At 72.5% G+C, this 19,827-nt stretch carries 15 protein-coding genes and 1 pseudogene; 12 read left to right on the top strand and 4 right to left on the bottom strand.

Annotated elements, in window-relative coordinates; translation table 11 throughout:
- Positions 1–519: 519 nt before the first annotated feature.
- Both ACFYT4_RS22795 and ACFYT4_RS22790 read left to right on the top strand, forming a co-directional pair.
- On the top strand, positions 520–1,806 hold the full coding sequence (locus tag ACFYT4_RS22795; protein WP_389271855.1) for a glycosyltransferase family 4 protein: 1,287 nt from the start codon (positions 520–522) through the stop codon (positions 1,804–1,806).
- Positions 1,807–1,991: 185 nt separating this feature from the next.
- Positions 1,992–2,945, top strand: a pseudogene (locus tag ACFYT4_RS22790) (helix-turn-helix transcriptional regulator); the annotation flags it as partial.
- Here ACFYT4_RS22790 and ctaD read toward each other — a convergent pair.
- Positions 2,908–4,620, bottom strand: a complete 1,713-nt coding sequence (gene ctaD / locus ACFYT4_RS22785; RefSeq protein ID WP_389271853.1) for a cytochrome c oxidase subunit I — start codon at positions 4,618–4,620, stop codon at positions 2,908–2,910. The pseudogene ACFYT4_RS22790 and the gene ctaD overlap by 38 nt on opposite strands.
- 408 nt (positions 4,621–5,028) lie before the next feature.
- Between ctaD and ACFYT4_RS22780 the strand changes: the two genes are divergently transcribed.
- Positions 5,029–5,244, top strand: a complete 216-nt coding sequence (locus tag ACFYT4_RS22780; protein ID WP_389271851.1) for an I78 family peptidase inhibitor — start codon at positions 5,029–5,031, stop codon at positions 5,242–5,244.
- A gap of 198 nt (positions 5,245–5,442) precedes the next feature.
- Here ACFYT4_RS22780 and ACFYT4_RS22775 read toward each other — a convergent pair whose 3' ends face one another.
- On the bottom strand, positions 5,443–6,423 hold the full coding sequence (locus ACFYT4_RS22775) for a phosphatase PAP2 family protein (protein ID WP_389271849.1): 981 nt from the start codon (positions 6,421–6,423) through the stop codon (positions 5,443–5,445).
- Between the two features lie 429 nt (positions 6,424–6,852).
- Between ACFYT4_RS22775 and ACFYT4_RS22770 the strand changes: the two genes are divergently transcribed.
- On the top strand, positions 6,853–8,712 hold the full coding sequence (locus ACFYT4_RS22770; RefSeq protein WP_389271847.1) for an MFS transporter: 1,860 nt from the start codon (positions 6,853–6,855) through the stop codon (positions 8,710–8,712).
- A gap of 123 nt (positions 8,713–8,835) precedes the next feature.
- Positions 8,836–10,032 (top strand): acyl-CoA dehydrogenase family protein, encoded by a 1,197-nt coding sequence (locus tag ACFYT4_RS22765; protein ID WP_389271845.1) that lies wholly within the window; start codon positions 8,836–8,838, stop codon positions 10,030–10,032.
- 43 nt (positions 10,033–10,075) lie between these two features.
- On the opposite strand, the gene ACFYT4_RS22760 is transcribed toward ACFYT4_RS22765, so the two are convergent.
- On the bottom strand, positions 10,076–10,510 hold the full coding sequence (locus tag ACFYT4_RS22760) for a cell division protein SepF (RefSeq protein ID WP_389271843.1): 435 nt from the start codon (positions 10,508–10,510) through the stop codon (positions 10,076–10,078).
- Between the two features lie 302 nt (positions 10,511–10,812).
- Between ACFYT4_RS22760 and ACFYT4_RS22755 the strand changes: the two genes are divergently transcribed.
- The 6 genes from ACFYT4_RS22755 (at position 10,813) to ACFYT4_RS22730 (ending at position 18,314) form a co-directional block, all read left to right on the top strand.
- Positions 10,813–12,111 carry a DUF5685 family protein gene (locus ACFYT4_RS22755; RefSeq protein WP_389271840.1) on the top strand — a complete coding sequence of 433 codons (1,299 nt, stop codon included), beginning with the start codon at positions 10,813–10,815 and terminating at the stop codon, positions 12,109–12,111.
- A 1,045-nt stretch (positions 12,112–13,156) separates the two neighbouring features.
- Positions 13,157–14,326 (top strand): LLM class flavin-dependent oxidoreductase, encoded by a 1,170-nt coding sequence (locus tag ACFYT4_RS22750; RefSeq protein WP_389271837.1) that lies wholly within the window; start codon positions 13,157–13,159, stop codon positions 14,324–14,326.
- Positions 14,323–15,621: an LLM class flavin-dependent oxidoreductase gene (locus tag ACFYT4_RS22745; RefSeq protein WP_389271834.1), complete on the top strand. Its 1,299-nt coding sequence runs from the start codon at positions 14,323–14,325 to the stop codon at positions 15,619–15,621. Before ACFYT4_RS22750 ends, ACFYT4_RS22745 begins: the two co-directional genes overlap by 4 nt.
- A 4-nt stretch (positions 15,622–15,625) precedes the next feature.
- Complete coding sequence (locus ACFYT4_RS22740; protein ID WP_389271832.1) at positions 15,626–16,534, top strand: DUF1684 domain-containing protein; 909 nt, start codon at positions 15,626–15,628, stop codon at positions 16,532–16,534.
- A gap of 264 nt (positions 16,535–16,798) precedes the next feature.
- Complete coding sequence (locus ACFYT4_RS22735) at positions 16,799–17,707, top strand: S1 family peptidase (RefSeq protein WP_389271830.1); 909 nt, start codon at positions 16,799–16,801, stop codon at positions 17,705–17,707.
- Between the two features lie 127 nt (positions 17,708–17,834).
- Positions 17,835–18,314, top strand: a complete 480-nt coding sequence (locus ACFYT4_RS22730; RefSeq protein ID WP_389271827.1) for a hypothetical protein — start codon at positions 17,835–17,837, stop codon at positions 18,312–18,314.
- Between the two features lie 196 nt (positions 18,315–18,510).
- On the opposite strand, the gene ACFYT4_RS22725 is transcribed toward ACFYT4_RS22730, so the two are convergent.
- The gene (locus ACFYT4_RS22725) at positions 18,511–19,443 is read right to left on the bottom strand and encodes a DUF4231 domain-containing protein (RefSeq protein WP_389271824.1); all 933 of its coding nucleotides are present in this window, start codon (positions 19,441–19,443) and stop codon (positions 18,511–18,513) included.
- A 219-nt stretch (positions 19,444–19,662) separates the two neighbouring features.
- Here ACFYT4_RS22725 and fxsA point away from each other — a divergent pair, with 219 nt between their 5' ends.
- Positions 19,663–19,821, top strand: coding sequence for an FxSxx-COOH cyclophane-containing RiPP peptide (fxsA, locus tag ACFYT4_RS22720; protein ID WP_389271821.1), 159 nt, complete (start codon positions 19,663–19,665; stop codon positions 19,819–19,821).
- Positions 19,822–19,827 lie beyond the last annotated feature (6 nt).

The raw sequence follows: 19,827 nt of genomic DNA, 5'->3' as shown, positions 1-19,827 counted from the left end.
GATGACGGCCGGAATCGGCTACTCCCCGTCAGTGGTGGGTGTGCGGGGGGAGGTTGGCGTGGTGAGGGTTGCGATGACCACGAGTTCCCGGAGCACCCCCGGTTCCCCTCGGCAGCGCACCACGGCGGCGCCGGCAGTCAGGGCCCTGGTGGCGCCCCCGGCCCTCCTCGCCGCCACGGCGGGCGAAGTCCGGGCGACGGACGGAGGGGTGGGGGACCGCGTCGCCCCGTGCGAGAGCGGCGGAACCGGCACGCGCTGTACGCGGCCCACCGGGACGTCATCGGCGGCTCACCCGACCTGCCGGCCGTCGGGACCATGCTCGGCATCCCGGGCCGACCGGCCGGTCCCGCGGGAGGCTCCCGGGCCCGCGCACCGCCCTCGGCCGCCCGCGTACCGCTCCCCGCACGGCCGCGAGGACTCCCGCCCGGGGCGCACGGCTCCGTGTCCCCGGGCCCGCCACCGGGTCCGCGCGCAGTAGAGTCGTGGCGACCACATCTGAACAGGGGGACGCCGCAGCGCATGCGCATCTCTTTTCTGCTGCACAACGCGTACGGAATCGGCGGCACGATCCGTACGACCTTCAATCTGGCCCAGGTGCTCGCCGAGCGCCACGACGTGGAGATCGTCTCCGTCTTCCGCCACCGTGAGAAGCCGATGATGGGGGCGCCCGCCGGTGTCACCATGCGGGAACTCGTCGACCTGCGGAGGAGCAGCCCGGACTTCGCGGGCGACCACCCCGACCACCGGCGCCCCGCGAAGGTCTTCCCGCGCGGGGACGGCCGCCACAAGCAGTACAGCCGCCTCACCGACACCCGGATCGCCGAGCATCTGCGCTCCCTGGACGCCGATGTCGTCGTGGGCACCCGGCCGGGGCTCAACGTGCACATCGCGCGCCAGACGCGCCGCGGACCCGTCCGCGTGGCACAGGAGCACCTCACCCTGGACGGCCACGGCTACCGGCTCCGCCGTGAGCTGGGCTACCGGTACGGGCTCCTCGACGCGATCACCACCGTCACCGAGGCGGACGCCCGCGCCTACCGCACCAGGCTGAAGCTGCCCGGCGTACGGATCGAGTCCGTGCCCAACAGCGTGCCGCGGCCCTCCGTGCCGCCCTCCGACGGGAGCGGTACGTTCGTCGTGGCGGCCGGGCGGCTCACCGGCGTCAAGCGGTACGACCTGCTGGTGAAGGCGTTCTCCAAGGTCGTCGCCGCCCGGCCGGACTGGCGGCTGCGGATCTACGGCAGCGGGGACGCCACCGGCAACGAGCGCGACGCCCTCACCGCCCTCGTCGAGGAGCGGCAGCTGAAGGACCACGTCTTCCTGATGGGCAACGCCCACCCGCTCGAACCCGAGTGGGTCAAGGGCTCGATCGCCGCCGTCACCTCCAGCAAGGAGTCCTTCGGCATGACGATCGTCGAGGCGATGCGCTGCGGGCTGCCTGTCGTCTCCACCGACTGCCCCCACGGGCCGCGCGAGATCATCGAGGACGGCGTGGACGGGCGGCTCGTGCCCACCGGCGACGTGGACGCGATCGCGGACGCGCTCCTGGAACTGATCTGCGACGACGAACTGAGGCTGCGCTCCGGGGCCGCCGCCCTCGCCGCCTCCGAGCGCTTCGACCCCGTGCGGATCGCCGCGCGCCACGAGGCGCTCTTCACCGAGCTGGTCGAGCAGGCGCGGACCAGGGGGTCCCGCACCGCCCTGCGCGATGCCGCCTACCGCCTCCGGGGCACTGTCTACGGCAGTGTGTACGCCCTGCGGTATCTGGCCGCCGCCGTGCTCCGCAGGGCGGGCCGCAAGGGCTGAGCCAGGGCCGAGCGGGGCCGCACCGGGGGAGCAGTCCCGCTCGATCAGGCCGGGTCCGGCGTCGGCCCGAGCGAGAGCCGGGCGGTCCGGGAGCCCCGGGCGCCGGCGGGACCTGCGGCGCTCCGGGCCGGTCTCCGGGGGACTTGAGGACAGTCCCTGTCCGCGTGCCTTGGCAGAATTCCCTCATGGTGGAAACCTCGGCACGGCTGCTGCGACTGCTCTCCCTGTTCCAGACCCACCGGGACTGGTCCGGCGCCGAACTGGCGCGACGGCTCGGCGTCACCCCGCGCACCGTACGGCGCGACGTCGACCGGCTGCGCGAGCTGGGCTATCCCGTCAACGCCAGCCCCGGCACGGGCGGCGGCTATCAGCTCGGCTCGGGTGCCCGGCTGCCCCCGCTGCTGCTCGACGACGACGAGGCGGTGGCCGTGGCCGTCGGGCTGCGCACCGCGGCCGGCCACGGCGTCGAGGGCATCGGCGAGACCTCCGTACGCGCCCTGGCGAAGCTGGAGCAGGTGCTGCCCGACCGGCTGCGCCGCCGGGTGAGCGCGCTGAGCTCCTTCACCGTGCCGATGCTGCGCGCACCCCGGTCCCAGGTGGACGCCTCCGTGCTGACCGTGCTGGCGGGGGCCTGCCGGGACAGCGAGCTGCTGCGGTTCGAGTACCGCGACCACGGCGGCGCCCTCACCCGCCGTACCGTCGAACCGCACCGGTTGGTGTGCACCGAGCACCGCTGGTATCTCGTCGCCTGGGACACCGACCGGGCCGACTGGCGTACCTTCCGGGCGGACCGGATCGTCCCGAAGCCGCCGCACGGCCCCCGGTTCACCCCCCGTACCCCGCCCGCCGAGGATCTGGCCGCCTATGTCTCCCGGGGCGTCTCCACCACCGCGTACAGCGACACGGCGGTGATCCGGCTGCTCGTGCCGGCCGAGCGCGCGGCCGAGGTGGTGACCCCCTCCGACGGGGTGCTGGAGCCCGTCGACGACAGGAGCTGCCTGCTGCGCACGGGCGCGGCCGGCCTGGAGTTGATGGTGGTCCATGTGCTGCTGATGGGCGTGGACTTCGAGGTGATCGAACCGGTCGAGCTGACCGAGTACATCAGGGCGGCCCGGGACCGTCTGTCCCGGGCCATCGAGTGACGAGTTCCTGGTCCGGGATGGCCTCGAAGGCCGCGAACTCGGGGTGGTGCAGATCGAAGGCCGGGGATTCGGACCGGATCCGGGGGAGCGTGGTGAAGTTGTGGCGGGGCGGCGGGCAGGAGGTCGCCCACTCCAGCGACCGCCCGAACCCCCAGGGGTCGTCCACCTCCACCTTCCGCCCGTACTTCCTGGTCTTCCACACGTTGTAGAGGAACGGCAGCGTCGAGATACCGAGCAGGAACGAGCCGATCGTGGACAGGGTGTTGAGCGCGGTGAAGCCGTCGGCGGCCAGATAGTCCGCGTACCGCCGGGGCATGCCCTCCGCGCCCAGCCAGTGCTGGACCAGGAAGGTCAGGTGGAAGCCGACGAACAGCGACCAGAAGTGGATCTTCCCGAGGCGCTCGTCCAGCATCGTGCCGGTGAACTTGGGCCACCAGAAGTAGAAGCCGGCGAAGGTCGCGAAGACGACGGTGCCGAAGACCACGTAATGGAAGTGCGCCACCACGAAGTACGAGTCGGTGACCTGGAAGTCCAGTGGCGGCGAGGCCAGGATCACCCCGGTCAGTCCGCCGAGGAGGAAGGTGACCAGAAAGCCCACCGACCACAGCATCGGGGTCTCGAAGGACAGCGAGCCGTTGAGCATCGTGCCCGACCAGTTGAAGAACTTCACCCCGGTCGGCACCGCGATGAGGAAGGACATGAAGGAGAAGAACGGCAGCAGGACCGCTCCGGTGGCGAACATGTGGTGTGCCCACACCACGATCGAGAGCCCGGTGATGGCCATGGTCGCGCCCACCAGCGTCAGATAGCCGAAGACCGGCTTGCGGGAGAACACCGGCAGGATCTCCGTGATGATCCCGAAGAACGGCAGCGCGATGATGTAGACCTCGGGGTGCCCGAAGAACCAGAACATGTGCTGCCACAGCAGGGCCCCGCCGTTCTCCGGCTGGAAGACCACGGCCCCGAGCCGCCGGTCCGCCTCCAGGACCAGCAGCGTCGCAGCGAGCACCGGGAAGGCGAAGAGCACCAGGATCGAGGTGAAGAGCACGTTCCAGGTGAAGATCGGCAGCCGGAACATCGTCATCCCGGGGGCGCGCATCCCGATGATGGTGGTGATGAAGTTGACCGCCCCGAGGATCGTCCCGAAGCCCGCGAGCGCCAGCCCCATGATCCACATGTCGGGGCCGACGCCGGGCGAGTGTTCCTGGGAGTTCAGCGGCGCGTACGCGAACCAGCCGAAGGCCGCCGGTCCGGTCGGGGTCAGCAGTGAGCCGAGCACGATCAGCCCGCCGAACAGATAGAACCAGTACGAGAGCATGTTCAGCCGGGGGAAGGCCACATCGGGCGAGCCGATCTGCAGGGGCATGATCTCGTTGGCGAAGCCCGCGAACGCGGGGGTGGCGAACAGCAGCAGCATGATCGTGCCGTGCAGGGTGAACGACTGGTTGAACCGCTCGGCGCTGATCAGCTGGAGCCCCGGGCGGGCCAGTTCGGCCCGGATCACCAGGGCCAGTACTCCGGCGATCAGAAAGAATCCGAACGACGTGATCAGATAGAGATGGCCGATCTTCTTGTGGTCGGTGGTCGTGAGCCAGTCCACGAGCACTTTGCTCAGGCTCCGCAGTGGCGAGGGCCGGGCGCCGGTTCCGGCGGCGGTGGTGTCCGTGCCCATTACCGCCTCCCGGACCTTCGCAGCGGCATGCCCCGCGGGACGCGTTCACGCCGGAAGCCATACCGGGCCGGGAGCCGTCCGAGTGCCGTCGGGAGACCTCTGAGGGGGGCCGGGAGGACGCCCGAACGGGCGCGGGGATTCTGTAAGGAACCCGTGAATTGTTCACGGTCCGTCAATTTGTCCTCCGGCGCTCGCCCAGGGCAATTCCACGCCGGAATTCTGCACGATCGAGAGGCCGTCCGGAATTACCGCACAGCTGGTGTCGAACTGCTCGTTCGGGTGACGGTCTTTGGGCTGAACGCGTGTCGCGGTCCTGTGACAGAAGCGTGACCGGTGGCGTACGGGCGACCGCGGGCGGAGGTTTCGGCTCCGCTACCGTCACCGTCCGCTGCCGCCTACCGTGGACGCATGGCACCCATACCGACCCCTTCGGCGGAGCCCGCCGACCCCACCGAGGCGTATGTCGGCCTCTCCGCCGACGTCGCCGAACGACGCGCCCGCGAGCAGGGCTGGACCACGGTCAGGTCCCTGCCGCCGGGCGCGATCATCACTCTGGAGTACCTGATGGGCCGTATCAACTTCGAGGTGGAGGGCGGCACGGTCATCCGCTGCTGGCGGGGCTGAAGGTCCGCGGGCGGCGCCGGGCCGTCCTGCGGCGGGCCCTCGTGCGCGCGGTGTGCGCCGTTTCGCGGGCGGGGTGTCCCGGGGGAAGGGACCTCTCGTCCGTACGGGCCCGGCCGGCGCCCCGCCGGGCCCGTACGGACGGCGCGAAGGCCCCGGCCGTTCCCCGGCCGGGGCCTTGGTACGCCGCCGCGGGAGGGCTCAGCCGCCCGTCACCGACCGCGACGCGGGCGGGCGGCGGCTGCCCGACGGGGTGACCGGCGACCGCTCGGAGCGCACTGTGTGCGACCGCTGCTGCGTGAGCTGCGCGGTGGACCTGCCGGACGGGCCGGGCATTCCGCCCATGGCCCCCACCGGCTCCCGCGGGGGCTTCTCCTCCACCGGGCCGCGCGGCACGACCAGCGTCGGCCTCGGGCCGCCCGCCGCCACCGGCAGCGAGGGAGCGAGACGGCGGCGCGCACGCCACTGCTCGCGCTGCGCGAAGATCCACGCCTCCGCACGGCCGATCAGCGGCTCGCACCAGGGCAGCGCCAGCAGGATCAGGAGCCCGGCCGCCCAGCCGAGCAGGACATCGCTGAGCCAGTGCGTACCGAGATAGACGGTGGTGAGACCGACACCGAGCGAGACCGTCGCCGACAGCGCCGACAGATAGCGCCGCGTCTTCGGGGTCGTCGCCAGATAGGCGAGGATTCCCCAGGTCACCACCGCGTTGGCGGTGTGCCCGGAGGGAAATATATCGCCGCCGGCGAACAGCTCGGGTGATCCGATCCGGGTCGCGTAGTGGGGGCCGAGCCGGCCGAGACCGATCTTGACGGCGCCGACGGTCGCGTTGAGCAGCAGCAACGAGACGCCGAGCACCAGCAGGGGCCGCACGGTGTGCTGGCGCCAGGAGCGCCAGCCCAGCCAGGCGGCGACCATCACAGCCGTAGGACCACGCTGGCCGAGCACCACGAAGTAATCGAGAAAGGGGTGCAGCTCCGGCCACTGCTGGTAGGGCCGGAACAGCATGATCTTCCAGTCGATGATCACCAGCCAGGTCGACGCCAGTACGGCGACGACGATGGCGACGTAGAGCGCAGACGTCCCGCCGAAGAGGGCGAGACGGGTGCGGCTCATCCGCGGGATCTCTATCTTCGGCGGTTCCGGCTCCCGGTCCAGGCGGGCGAAGATGTCGGTACGCACCCAATCGACGTTACAGCGAGTGAGGGCGCGACTAGGCCGATCCAGCGGCTTTGTGATGACGATGTGATGTGGGGTAACCCGCTGACGCGGGATTTATTACTGGCCAATTCGGAAATCCCGCGAGGTCGCACCCGCCGTAATGCCGGGGCCGGTCCGCCGGGGTGTCTTTCGATCGCGCAAATGACTGTTCCCCGGTTCCCCGTATGAATTTTTTCTCATGTTCCGGGCCGCCGGAATCGCCCTTGGGGCACGGGGCGTGGCGCACACCACACACCCGCGCGCCAAGTGTTGAGAGATGAACCACGCGCCATCGGCCGGAACTCGCGTACGCTGACGGCTCACTCGTCCGTCGATGCCGGACCGCCCTGAGGGACCGTCCCCGTCCCCGGCTGGCCCGCCGAGCGCGAGGGAATCACTGGAGGTAGGTGCATGGCAGGGACGACTACGGCCGTGGCACGACTGCGTGCCGCAGGCGGCGGGGCCAACCGCTGGGTCGTCCTCCTCGTACTCTGCGTCAGCCTGCTGCTGGTCGCCCTGGACGCCACCGTGCTGCATGTCGCGGTGCCGGCGGTCACGGAGGACCTGCGCCCCAGCGGGGTCGAACTGCTGTGGATCGTGGACGCCTATCCGCTGATCTGCGCGGCCCTTCTCATCCTCTTCGGCACCCTCGGGGACCGCGTCGGCCGCCGCCGGGTGCTGCTCATCGGATACGGCATCTTCGGCGCCGCCTCGGCGGTGGCCGCCCTCGCCACCACCCCCGAAGTGCTGATCGCCGCGCGTGCCCTCCTCGGCGTGGGCGGCGCGATGATCATGCCCGCGACGCTCTCGATACTCCGCGCGGTCTTCCCCGACCGCCGGGAGAGAGCCATGGCGATCGGCATCTGGACCGCGGTGGCCGCCGTCGGCGCCGCCACCGGACCGGTCATCGGCGGCTTCCTCGTCGAGAACTTCTGGTGGGGCTCGGTCTTCCTCGTCAACATCCCCCTGATGGCCCTCATCCTCCCCCTGGCCCGCTGGCTGCTCCCCGAGTCACGCGGCGGCCTCGGCGGGCCCTGGGACGTGCTCGGCGCGCTGATGGCCGCCGCCGGGGTGCTCGGCGTGGTCCTCGGGATGAAGAAGCTCGGCGTGGGCCACGGCCCGCTGGACGCCCAGGCGGTCCTCCCGCTGCTGGCCGGGCTGGTCCTGCTGGCCCTGTTCGTACGTCGCCAGAGGCGCCGCAGGCACCCGCTGATCGACATCCGGATGTTCGCCACCGCGACCTTCTCCACCTCCGTCGGCTGCATCGTGCTCGCCATGCTCGCGCTGGTCGGCCTGCAGCTCATCGCCGTCCAGTACCTCCAGCTGATCCTGGGGCTCAGCCCGCTGGAGACGGGCCTGCGCCTGCTGCCGCTCACCTTCGCCGCGATGGCCGCCGGCGCCACCGGCTCGTACACCCTGCGCCGGGTCGGACCGCGCCGGATGGTCGGCTGGGGATTCGTGCTCACCGCGGCGGCCGTGCTGCTGCTCACCCTGATGGGCCAGCACGACCGGCCGCTGCTGCTCACCACCGGATTCGTTCTGCTGGGCTTCGGGCTCCAGACCACACTCTTCGCCGCGTACGAGTCGATGCTCAGCGAGGCCCCGCCGGAGCGCGCGGGCGGCGCTGCTGCGATCGGGGAGACCTCGTACCAGCTCGGCGCGGGCATGGGGATCGCCCTGCTCGGCAGTGTCATGAACGCGGCCTACGCGCCCGCCTTCAGCTCGCTCGCCGGGGTCCCGGGCTCCGCGGGCACCGCCGCGTCCAACTCGCTGGGGGAGGCGTACCAGGTCGCGGACCGGCTCGGCGGGAGCGCGGGCGAGGTCCTGCGCACCACCGCGCGCCACTCCTTCGTCCACGGCCTCCATGTCACGCTCCTGGTCAGCGCGGGCCTGCTGCTGCTCGGCGCGCTCGCCGCGCTGAGGCTGCCGCGGATCATGGAGTGCGCGGAGCCGGCCGAGCGCTGCGGGACGGGTGTACGGGCGGCCTTCCACCCCGAGGTCCCGGTCCCGGCGAGCCGTGAGCCCGCCGATCTCACCGGCATCCCCGGGATGCCCGGCGTCTCCGGGGCCTTCGCGGCTCCCGGGGTGTCCGGCGCCTCAGCTGTCTCAGGGGCTTCCGTCGCCACCGTCACACGTGACTCGGCCGGCGGTGAGCCCGCGGGTCCGCCCGTTCGCGGGGTGAGGGCCCCCGCGAACCCGGAGGCGGCCGGTCCACCGGGCCGCGGGATCACCGGTCCGGTGAACCGCGAGGTCGCGGGGCGCTCCTGGTGACCGGTTCGGACTATCGCTGCTAGTTTTTCCGGGTTGCCCGCAGTCGGCGGGTGTCCGCCGGTGGACGTCCGCCCGCGCCCGGCCGCCGACATCCGCCCGTGAGTGCCGCCGGAGGCCCACGCCATGCCCGCATCCCCGAAGCCCGCGCCCTTCGACCCGTACGACCCGCTCGGCATCGACGATCTGCTCGACCCCGAGGACCTCGCGATCCGCGACACCGTGCGCGACTGGGCCGCCGACCGGGTCCTGCCGTACATCGCCGACTGGTACGAGCGCGGTGAGCTTCCCGGGATCCGGGAGCTGGCCCGGGAACTGGGCGCGCTCGGCGCGCTCGGCATGTCGCTCACGGGCTACGGCTGCGCCGGTGCGAGCGCGGTGCAGTACGGACTGGCCTGCCTGGAACTGGAGGCCGCCGACTCCGGCATCCGCTCCCTCGTCTCCGTACAGGGCTCGCTCGCCATGTGCGCGATCCACCGCTTCGGCTCCGAGGAGCAGAGGGAGCGCTGGCTGCCCGCCATGGCCGCGGGCGAGATCATCGGCTGCTTCGGCCTCACCGAGCCCGACCACGGCTCCGACCCCGCGGCCATGCGCACCCACGCCAGGCGTGACGGCACGGACTGGGTCCTCACCGGCCGCAAGATGTGGATCACCAACGGCTCGGTCGCCGGGGTCGCCGTCGTCTGGGCGCAGACGGACGAGGAGGGCGGTATCCGCGGCTTTCTCGTCCCGGCCGGCACCCCCGGATTCTCCGCCCCCGAGATCCGGCACAAGTGGTCCCTGCGCGCGAGCGTCACCAGCGAACTGGTCCTGGACGAGGTGCGGCTGCCCGCCGACGCCGTACTGCCGGCGGTCACCGGGCTGCGGGGCCCGCTGAGCTGTCTCGGCCACGCGCGGTACGGAATCGTCTGGGGCGCGATGGGAGCCGCCCGCGCGAGTTTCACGTCGGCGCTGGAGTACGCGCGCACCCGTGAGCAGTTCGGCCGGCCCATCGGCGGTTTCCAGCTCACCCAGGCCAAGCTCGCCGACATGGCGCTGGAACTCCACAAGGGGATTCTGCTCGCCCACCATCTGGGGCGCCGGATGGACGCGGGGAGACTCCGCCCCGAGCAGGTCAGCTTCGGGAAGCTCAACAACGTGCGGGAGGCCATCGAGATCTGCCGCACCTCGCGCACGATCCTCGGCGCGAACGGGATCTCCCTGGAGTATCCCGTGATGCGGCACGCGACCAACCTGGAGTCGGTGCTCACCTACGAGGGCACCGTCGAAATGCACCAGCTCGTCCTGGGCAAGGCGCTCACCGGCCTGGACGCCTTCCGGTGACCCGGGGGACCGGGCTACCGGACACGGCCGGCGAGCGCCCTGCTCAGCTCTGGTTGTAGAAGCCGTCCTGCACGCGGCTCGGGGCCTCGCCGGTGACGACCTGCGTATGCGCGGGGCTCAGCAGGAAGACCCGGGTCGCGACCCGGTCGATGGAGCCGCGCAGTCCGAACGTCAGCCCGGCGGCGAAGTCCACCACGCGCTTGGCGTCGGCGGGCTCCAGGGAGGTGAGGTTCACGATGACGGGCACGCCCTCGCGGAACAGCTCGCCGATGCCACGGGCGTCCCGGAAGCAGGAGGGGGAGACCGTGGCGATCCGGCGGCCCTCTTCCTGGGCGGAGTCGGAGGCTACACGCACCCGCGGGTCGGTGACCCACGCGTCACCGGTCTCGGCACCCTCGGCGTACTCATCGTCGTAGTAACGCTCGTCGCTGTCCTCGACGAGCCCCAGCCAGGCACTCGCCTTGCGCACAGATCCCATCGACGCCTCCTTTCGCTGTGGTCCGCTCACTAGCGGTCTCTTGTTCTTCCCTGTCCCTATGGTCGTCCATCATGCGGATCGCGTGCCACGTGGATAGCCGCCGTGCAGGGGATTCGTGACGGTACTGGTGCAGAGGATGTGGCGGTTCGTCAGGGTTCTTCCCAGATAAGGCGCATGATCTGCTCAAAATATGAAAGTCGGGCCAGATGGGTGAAGCTGGGGACGTACAGGTGAGCGGATCGGTGTGGTTACGATGCCTGGCAGTGTCGACGTCTCACGGGGGGACTGTTGTCGTGTTCGGAATGGTCAGGCCATGCAGCCATCGCCTCACCGATGGACTGAAGACCGAGTGGATGGCCCATCTCTGCGGGCTCTGCCTCGCGCTCCGCGCGGACCACGGGCAGTTCGCCCGGGTGGTCACCAACTACGACGGCCTGATCATCTCCGTTCTGACGGAGGCTCAGTCCGTCCGCACCCCGGACGCGCGGCGCACCGCCGGGCCCTGCCCGCTGCGCGGGATGCGGACCGCGCCCGTCGCCACGGGGGAGGGGGCGCGGCTGGCGGCGGCGGTGTCCCTGGTGCTGGCGTCCGCGAAGGTACGCGACCATGTCGCCGACCGGGACGGGATGCTGGCGCGCGGGCCGGTGGCCGCCGCAGCGCGCCGGGTCGCGGCTGGCTGGGACCGGGCCGGCGCGCGCACCGGGGCGGAACTGGGCTTCGACACGGCCGTCCTGGTTGACGCCGTCGACCGGCAGACCGGGATCGAGAGCCTGGCGGGCCGCGGCACCCCGCTGCTCACCGTCACCGAACCCACCGAGACGGCCACCGCCGCCGCGTTCGCGCACACCGCCGTGCTCGCCGGGCGGCCGGAGAACGCGGCCCCGCTCGCCGAGGCCGGAAGGCTCTTCGGCCGCCTCGCGCATCTGCTGGACGCGGTGGAGGACCGGGAAGCCGATGCCGCGTCCGGCGCCTGGAACCCGCTGACGGCCACCGGCACCTCGCTCACCGAGGCCCGCAGGCTCGCCGACGACGCCGTACGCGGGGTGCGGCTCGCGTTGCACGACGTGCGGCTGACCGACCGCCGGCTGGTCCATGTGCTGCTCGCCCATGAGCTGGACGTCGCGGTGAACCGCGCGTTCAGGGCGGTCTCCTGCGCGCACGAGGGCCGGGTGTCGACGCCGAACCCGCCCCGGGGCGGCGGCCGTCCGCACGGCGGCGGACATCTGTACAGCGGTGGCGGTGCCAGTGGCGGCGGGGGCGCCGGCGCCGGCTCGTGGGGATCGGGCTCCGGTCCGGGCGGTCCGGGCGGTGGACGGCGGTTCGGCGAACCGCCGCCCGAGCCCGAGCGGCCGAAGGGCGGGGCCCCGAGGGGCGAACGGCGCAGTTTCCTGGGCGGCTGTCTGGCCGCCACCTGGCTGTGCTGCTCGTGCCAGATCTGCTGTGCCGACACCTTCGAGGGCCCCTGGTCACGCAAGAGGCGCGAGGGTGCCGGCGGGGACTGCTGCCCGGGTCAGAACCCCTGCGGGGGCTCCCAGGTCGATGCCGGTACCGCTACCGGCGGAGACACGGGCTGCTGCTGCTCCTGCGACTGCGGGTCCTAGACAGCGTGAACACACGCGGGTCGAGACGAGGGGAGGAGAGGCTGTCGCCGGTGCGGTGACGGCGTGCGGGTGACGGCGCGGGGGCGAGGTTCGCTCAACAGGAACAGGACCACACACGACCGAAGTCGATGTGGGAGCGGGTGACCAGCCTCGGCTGCGCATGCATGGCCCCAGTGGAACAGGCATGCGGTGCCCCGTCAACTGCCGTAAGACGCATGGCTCACACTGTGGACGGCCTTGACACCGGACACCGCTCACCCTCTAGCCTCACATCGAGGATCGTGCTGAGGGGCTCGGTCCGTGTCGTGCCGACGTGTCGCGTGCTTCCGTGCCTGTGGTGAAGGCCGTCCCGTGTTCGATCCCGTATCCACGGAGCCTTCGCATGGCCGTGCCCGTCTTCCCCGTGTCCCGTACACCGCTGCCCGGCAGGGCGTGCGCGCGATGACGCCGCCGCCTGCCGCTGTCCACGGCGGCCCCGTCCCCCGCCGGACCCTCCCCGCGCGCGAGGGGCGGACCCAACTCGTGTGTGAGGAGCGGACGGTCCGCCCGTGCCCGGTGGCCGGACGGGCGGGGGCCGCAGGGTCCCGACCACCCGCGACCACCGTCGCGGCCCGCCGTGCCGCCGACGCGCGGACCCCCGGGGCCGTACGGCGCACCGCGCCGCGCCCGGTCGGCGGTGGCCCCCGTCCGGGCGACGCCTTCCGCGCCCGTACCGGCGTCCGCTTCCGCCGCGGCGCACCCACCCGCCCCGAACCGGGCTCCGTCCGGGGGCGGTTGGCCGTCCCCGGTGCCGGGCGGGCCGTGCGACGGCGGAACGACGCCACCGCGCGGACGGCTCCCGCGCCGCCGCGCGACCCGTCCTGTCGGCCTGGACGGCCGACTCCCTGACCTCCGGCCGCGCCAGGTCGTCCACCTCGCGCGGCCGACCCCGAGCGGCCGACCAGGTCCCGGAGCCGACCCGGCTCCCCGACCAGGTCCCGGAGCCGACCCGGCTCCGCCCCCATCCGCCCGGCCAGGAACCGACCCTTCCGGAGAGGCCCCCGACATGACCCCCCATCGCCCCCTTCATCTCGCCGTCGCCCTCGACGGACCCGCGCGTCACGACGCCGGTCACTACGCCGACCTCGCCGCGCTCGCCGAGCGCGGGGCCCTCGACTTCGTCACCCTCGGCGACTCGTTCGCCCGGCCGGGGCTCGACGCCCTCGCGGTGCTGGCCCGGCTCGCGCCCGTCACCCGCCGGATCGGTCTGGTGCCGACGATGACCACCACCTACACCGAGCCCCTCCACGTCTCCACGGCTCTCGCCACGCTCGACTGGGTGAGCAACGGCCGCGCGGGCTGGGTGATCGGGGTCTCGCCGACGGAGGCCGAGGCCGGGCTGTTCGGCCGCGGGCCCGCCCCGTCCACCGCCGCGCTCTGGCGCGAGGCCGGCCGGGTCGCCGACACCGCCGGGCGCCTGTGGGACGGCTGGGAGGACGGCCCGGGATCCACCGGCAGGGGATATGTCGACATGAGGCCGACGGTTCCCCGCGACCTTGGAACCACCCGCGTGCACGACGCGGGATTTCACGACACGGAGACAGATCGACCTGTCGCCGGCGCCGGGGACGGTCTCCGCCATGTCGACTTCCGGGGCACCTCCTTCGGCGTACGCGGCCCGGTGACCGTCCCCGGGCCGCCCCAGGGCCGTCCCGTCACCGTCGTCGACATCACCGGCACCGGCGACGAGGGCCGGCTGACCGCGGCGCGGTACGCCGATGTCGTTCTCGTCCGGGCCGCTTCGCCCGAGAAGGCCGCGGCGCTCCGCTCCCGTATCCACCGGGACGCCGGGGCTCTCGGCCGCGACCCCCGGGAGCTGCGCGTCCTCCTGTCGCTCCCCGTGGACCTCGGCGAGCGGGAACCGGCCGCGGAGCCGGGCCTCGCCGGCCCCTACGGGGGGCCACGGCTCGCCGCCCGGGGCACGTACTACAGCGGCGGGCCGGTCGATCTCGCCGAGCTGATCACCCGCTGGCATCGCGGGGGAGCCGTGGACGGCTTCCATCTCGTGCCCATCGCCCCGCACCGCGATCTGGAGCGGATCGTCAACGGAACCGTCGCTCTGCTCCAGCACCGCAGCCTGTTCCGGGTGTTCCACCCCGGCGGTACGCTCCGGGAGCACCTGGGGCTCGCCCGGCCCACCGGCCGGTACGCCACCGCAGCCCGGAGCACCTCATGACCGGCGCCCGCCGACGGCTCCATCTCGCCGTGCGCCTTCCGGACGCCGATGCCACCGGTACGCCCGGCAGGCCAGGGAGCCGGGCCGGCTTCGCCTCCTTCGAGCGGAGCGCGCGCACCGCCGAGCGCGGGCTGTTCGACTTCGTGCTCCTCGGCGGCGGGCCCCTGCCGTACGGACCCGGGGACGGTGTCCACGACGACGGGGACGCGGTCGCCCGTCCCGAGCCGATCACCCTGCTCAGCGCGCTGGCGGCCGTCACCGACCGGCTGGGACTCGCCGCCACCGTCTACGCCGGTTCCGCCGAACCGTTCACCGCGGCCCGCGCGCTCGCGTCCCTGGACCACCTCAGCGGCGGGCGGGCCGCCTGGCACGTGGCCGACCCGCCCGGAAGGTCTCCCGGGTCCGGCGCCGGTGACGACGGGGCCGGCACCGGCGCGCGGGCCGAGGAGTTCATCCGTACGGCACGCGGGCTGTGGGACTCCTGGACCCCCGCCGGTGAGGCGCGCCGGTTCTCGCACTCCGGCCCGTACTTCACCACGGCGGGCGAGTTCACCCTTCCGCGTCCGCCGCAGGGTCACCCCGTGATCATCCGGGCGGCCGACCGGGGCGAGGACCCGGCGCGGGCCGCCGGGCGCGCGGACGTCCTGGTCACCCGGTACGACCCGCATGATCCGCCCGGCGCGGGCCGCGCCGGGCGGACCGGCGCCGGACGGAGGCCCGCCGCGCACGGCCCGGCGCCCGGCGGCATCAGGGTCATGCCGGCGGTCGGCGTGGTCCTCGGTTCCAGTGACGCCGAAGCGCGGGAGAGGGCGGCCGAGATCCGCCGCCGGGAGATCTCGCCGGAACACGCGATCGCCGCGCTGGAGCGGATCTGGGGGCGGGACCTCTCCTCGTACGACCCCGACGGGCCGCTGCCCGGCGTTGATCCCGCCCCCGATTCGGCACTCACCCGGGGCAGCCGGGTGAGTGCGGGGGACCGGCTGGCGGTCGCGGCGCGCTGGCGGGCGCTGTCGGCGGAGGGAGGGCTGTCGATCCGGCAGACCGTCGCCGAGACGACCGGCCGGCAGTCGTTCATCGGCACCCCGGGCCGCGTGGCCGAGGCGATGGAGGAGTACGTGCGCGGGGGCGCGGCCGACGGATTCGTCCTGGTGCCCCGGCCCGCCGGGGGCGGACTCGACGACTTCGTGGCGCGGGTGGTGCCGCTGCTCCAGGAGCGGGGAGTGTTCCGTACGCGCTACACCGGGACGACGCTCCGCTCGCACCTCGGGCTCGCCGAGCCGGTGTGGAAAGGTTGACGGTATGAGCATGGACGCGCACCCAGCAGACCGGAACGGTCACGACCGCCGCGACGGGGCCACGGGCCCCGCTGGTCAGGAGGGCCGGAGCGGCCACGGGGACTCCGGCGGGCGGGGCGGTCCCGGCCACGAGGAACGGGAGCGGCGGCACTGGCGGAAGTGGCACGAACGGCGTCTGGAGACGATCACCGCGCCGTACGGACCGCTCTCCCTGACGGCCACCCACTGGCTCGACGACTACCCGGAAGGGCGAATTCCGGCCGTCCCGGGCGACTGGCGGGCCGACGGCGACGTGGTGCTCACCGCCGACCACGGCGACGGCCTCACGGTCGACGGCAAGCCCCTCACCGGCTCGGTCCGGCTCGGCGCCGACCACGGGCCGATCCCCGGGGCCCGGGTCGGCTACGGCGCGCGGCGGCTGGTGGTGATGCGACGCGAGGGGCTGTGGGCGGTCCGCGACTTCGACCCCGACTCCCCGGCGCGGCAGGCGTTCGCGGGCATCGAGGTGACCGGGTACGACCCCCGCTGGGCCGTGCCGGGGCGCTTTCGCGCGTACCCGGAGATCCGCGGTGTACGGGTGGAGAACGCCGACGGGCGCGAGCGCGGCCTCGGTCTCGCCGGGGAGATCGCCTTCGCACTCGACGGCGAGGAGCACACGCTGAGCGTGGCGATCGAGGACGACGGTTCGCTGTGGGCCGTCTTCGCGGATGCCACCAGCGGAAACAGTAGCTACCGCTTCCGCTTTCTGCGGCCCCCGGCGCCGGACGGCGACGGCACGGTGACGGTCGACTTCAACCGCGCGCTGCTGCCGCCGTGCGCCTTCGCGGACCACTTCATCTGCCCCTTCCCGCCGCCGGGCAACACCCTCACGGCGGGTGTCCCCGCGGGCGAGCGGAGACTGCGGGCCCGCTGACCGGCCGCCCCGAAAGCGAGCACGCCCGAGAGCCCCCGGCGAAGAGCAGACGCCGGGGGCTCTTCCGCGCCGGCCCGTCACACCCCCGCACCGACACCTCACGCGACCGAAAGACGGCCTTGCGCGGGCAGTTGGCCGGTCGAATACTCCGAGCAGTGCTTGTCAGGGGCACGACGAAAATGTCGGAGAACGGGCAGTGCTTCCTGGCCGCGCCTCACGGGCCCACTCCCCAACGGGCCCCCGATTCCCTCGGAGGAACGCGAAGTGAGGATCAAGCGCACCACCCGCCGCAGCACCCTCGGCAGACGGACGCGGCTGCTCGCCGTCACCACCGGGCTGTCCGTCGCCGGAGCACTCGCCGTCGTCCCCGCGGCCGGTGCCGAGCCCGCACCGGCCGGGGCCTACGGCGCCCGGCAGCTCGCCAACGCGAGCGACGCCGTACTCGAAGCCGATGTGCCGGGCACCGCCTGGCACATCGACCCGGCGAACGGGACCCTGGCCGTCCTGGCCGACAGCACGGTCTCCCGCTCGGGGATCGCCAGGATCAAGAGGGCGGCCGGACCCGACGCGGGAGCGATCCGCGTCGAGCGCGCCCCCGGCGTGCTCTCCCCGCTCATCTCCGGCGGCGACGCGGTCTACGCGACCGCCTGGCGCTGTTCGGCGGGCTTCAACGTCCGCAGCGGCAGCACCTACTACTTTCTGACCGCCGGGCACTGCACCGAGGGCGCCGGCGCCTGGTACGCCAACTCCGCGCGCACCACCGCCATCGGCCCCACGGCCGGATCCAGCTTCCCGGGCAACGACTACGGCCTGGTGCGCCACGCCAACGCGGCGGTGCCCCGCCCCGGCACGGTCGCGGGCGTCGACATCACGGGCGCCGCCGGTGCCGTACTCGGCATGGCCGTCACCCGCCGGGGCTCCACCACGGGCATCCACAGCGGCACCGTCACCGGGCTGAACGCCACGGTCAACTACGGTGGCGGCGACATCGTCCAGGGCCTGATCCGGACCAATGTCTGCGCCGAGCTCGGCGACAGCGGCGGCCCCCTCTACTCCGGCACCCGGGCCATCGGACTGACCTCCGGCGGCAACGGTGACTGCAGGTCGGGCGGTACGACGTTCTTCCAGCCCGTCACCGAGGCGCTCGGTGCCTACGGGGTCAGCGTCTACTGACGACCCGCGGCTCGTCCGGCCGCGGCCGAGTCCCCGTCCGTATGGAGGACGGGGGCTCGACGCCACGCCGTCGTCTGGGACGATGTCAGGGCGTCGGGGGCACGGCAGAGACGGGGGTCGCGGAGCAGTGAAGCGCATCGGAGTGACCGGCCACCGGAACATCCCTCCCGAGGCGTACGCGCATGTCCGCGCCGGGATCCAAACCGCCCTGCGCCATCACCGGGGAGCGCTGGAGGCGTTCTCCAGCCTCGCGATCGGCGCGGACCAGATCTTCGCGGATCTCGCCCTGTCCTGCGGGGCCGAACTGACCGTGGTCATCCCGAGCGGCGACTACGAGGACGGCTTCAGCGCCCCCGGCGAGCTCGCGAGCTTCCGGCAGCTGCGAGGGCGTGCCACCCGCGAGGTCCGGCTCGCCTTCCCGCACTCCACGGACGAGGCGTACTACGCCGCCGGGGCGTACATCGCCGACCACTGCGACCGCCTGCTCGCCGTCTGGGACGGGGGACCGTCGCGCGGGCTCGGCGGCACGGCGGACATCGTCCACTACGCGCGCGGCCTCGGAAAGCCGGTGACCGTCATCTGGCGCGAGGGCGTCGAGCGGCCCTGAGCCCCGTGCGCGCGGGGCGTCCTGGGTGCCGTAGGGCACGGCGACGTCCGTGGAGGACTGAGCCCCGTGCACGCGGGGCGTCCTGACGCTGCGGCGGCTCACCAGCGCGCAGCCGGGCCGTCGCTCTCCCGCGCCGTCCGTGGTGTGCCCGCGCCCGGCCGTCGCCTTCCCGCGCCGCCGCTCGCGTGACTCCCGGTCAGCTCCGGTGGCGTACGAGCCAGTCCGTGTGCTGCGGGGAAACGATGCGCTCCGTCTCGTACACCGCCGAGGGCCACTGGGTGTCGGTCACCGTCGTCTCCATCGCCGTGTGCATCGCCGCGAGGTCCTCCTCCACGAGCGAGTGCGCGGCGATGAGGGGCTGATGGCGGCGGATCTCGCTCCAGGCCAGGCACGCCGCGGCGGCGGCCGACAACATGCCGACCACATTGATCGACTCGGCGAGTGAAAACGTGTGCAGAAGCGAAAAGAACAAGGCGAGAAGCGTCAGCATCCCGATCGTTCCCGACCACAGCAGCGTGGCCTTGCGGGAGATCTCCGCACTGCGGTGGTACCAGTTGCGCTGCTCGATCAGACGGTCCCTGATGTACGTCTCCTTGCGGATGCCGAACGGCTTCTCCCGCAGCCGCCGCATCGCCGGGGTGATGAGTTCTCCACCGGCCACGTCGGGGACATCCGTCCGGGGATCGCGCCAGCCGACCTTGGCCAGCTCGCGCAGTCCTTCCTCCAGCCGCCGGGTGAACAGATCGTCCCCGTCCGGCGAGCGCGAGTCGAAAGGTGTTCCGTGCACCGAATAGCGCCAGCACATGGACTTGATGTACTCGGCGGCCGACCGGTTCAGTTGCCACTGCGACTTCGCCTGCCGCCGTGACACCCGGTAACCCAGCAGCAGTACACCCGCGTACGCCAACGCGCTGAGGGCGCCCGGGAGTTGGAAGGTATCGCCGAGCTTCCAGGAGGAGGGCAGGGCCGCCGCCGCGGCTCCCAGGACCAGAAACAGCAGCTGGCGGCGGGTGGACCCCACGGCCTCCCGCTGACGGGAAATGGCTATGGCGTCCGTGTGATGGAAGAGCGCGGGCAGATCACTGTTGCGGAACACCGTGCTGTGCAGTGGGCCGGGAATCCCGGACATGCGCCCCCCTGTCTGCTGTTATGCCGTCACCCGTTGGGTGGAGTCATTCATTCCGCTCTGTTTCGCGGGAATGTGACGCAACTCTTCCGTTCGATGTTCACGTGCTGAGTTGCTGCGCGTGGCTGTGAGAGTAAAGTCGTGCCGCCGGGCACCGCAATGGTGCCTGGTTTCCGTGCTGTACAGCTGGATCATGTACACAGATCACAAGGACGGCCCCCCATGACGACCTCCGCATCCTTCGCCGCTGCGAAGCAGAACCGTGTCCCCCTGGCGCAGCTCGACGTCCGTGGTGGCGACGCCGCGAAGAAGCTGGCCCGGGTCGTCCCGGCCTCCGCCGACCGCACCGTGCGCGTCTCCACGTTCAACTCGTCGCTGTAGCCCGGC

This window comes from Streptomyces sp. NPDC004609 (assembly GCF_042873655.1).
Classification (GTDB): Bacteria; Actinomycetota; Actinomycetes; order Streptomycetales; family Streptomycetaceae; genus Streptomyces.
The sequence above is the reverse complement of the archived record's forward strand: the minus strand, read 5'-3'. Positions and strand labels throughout refer to the sequence as shown.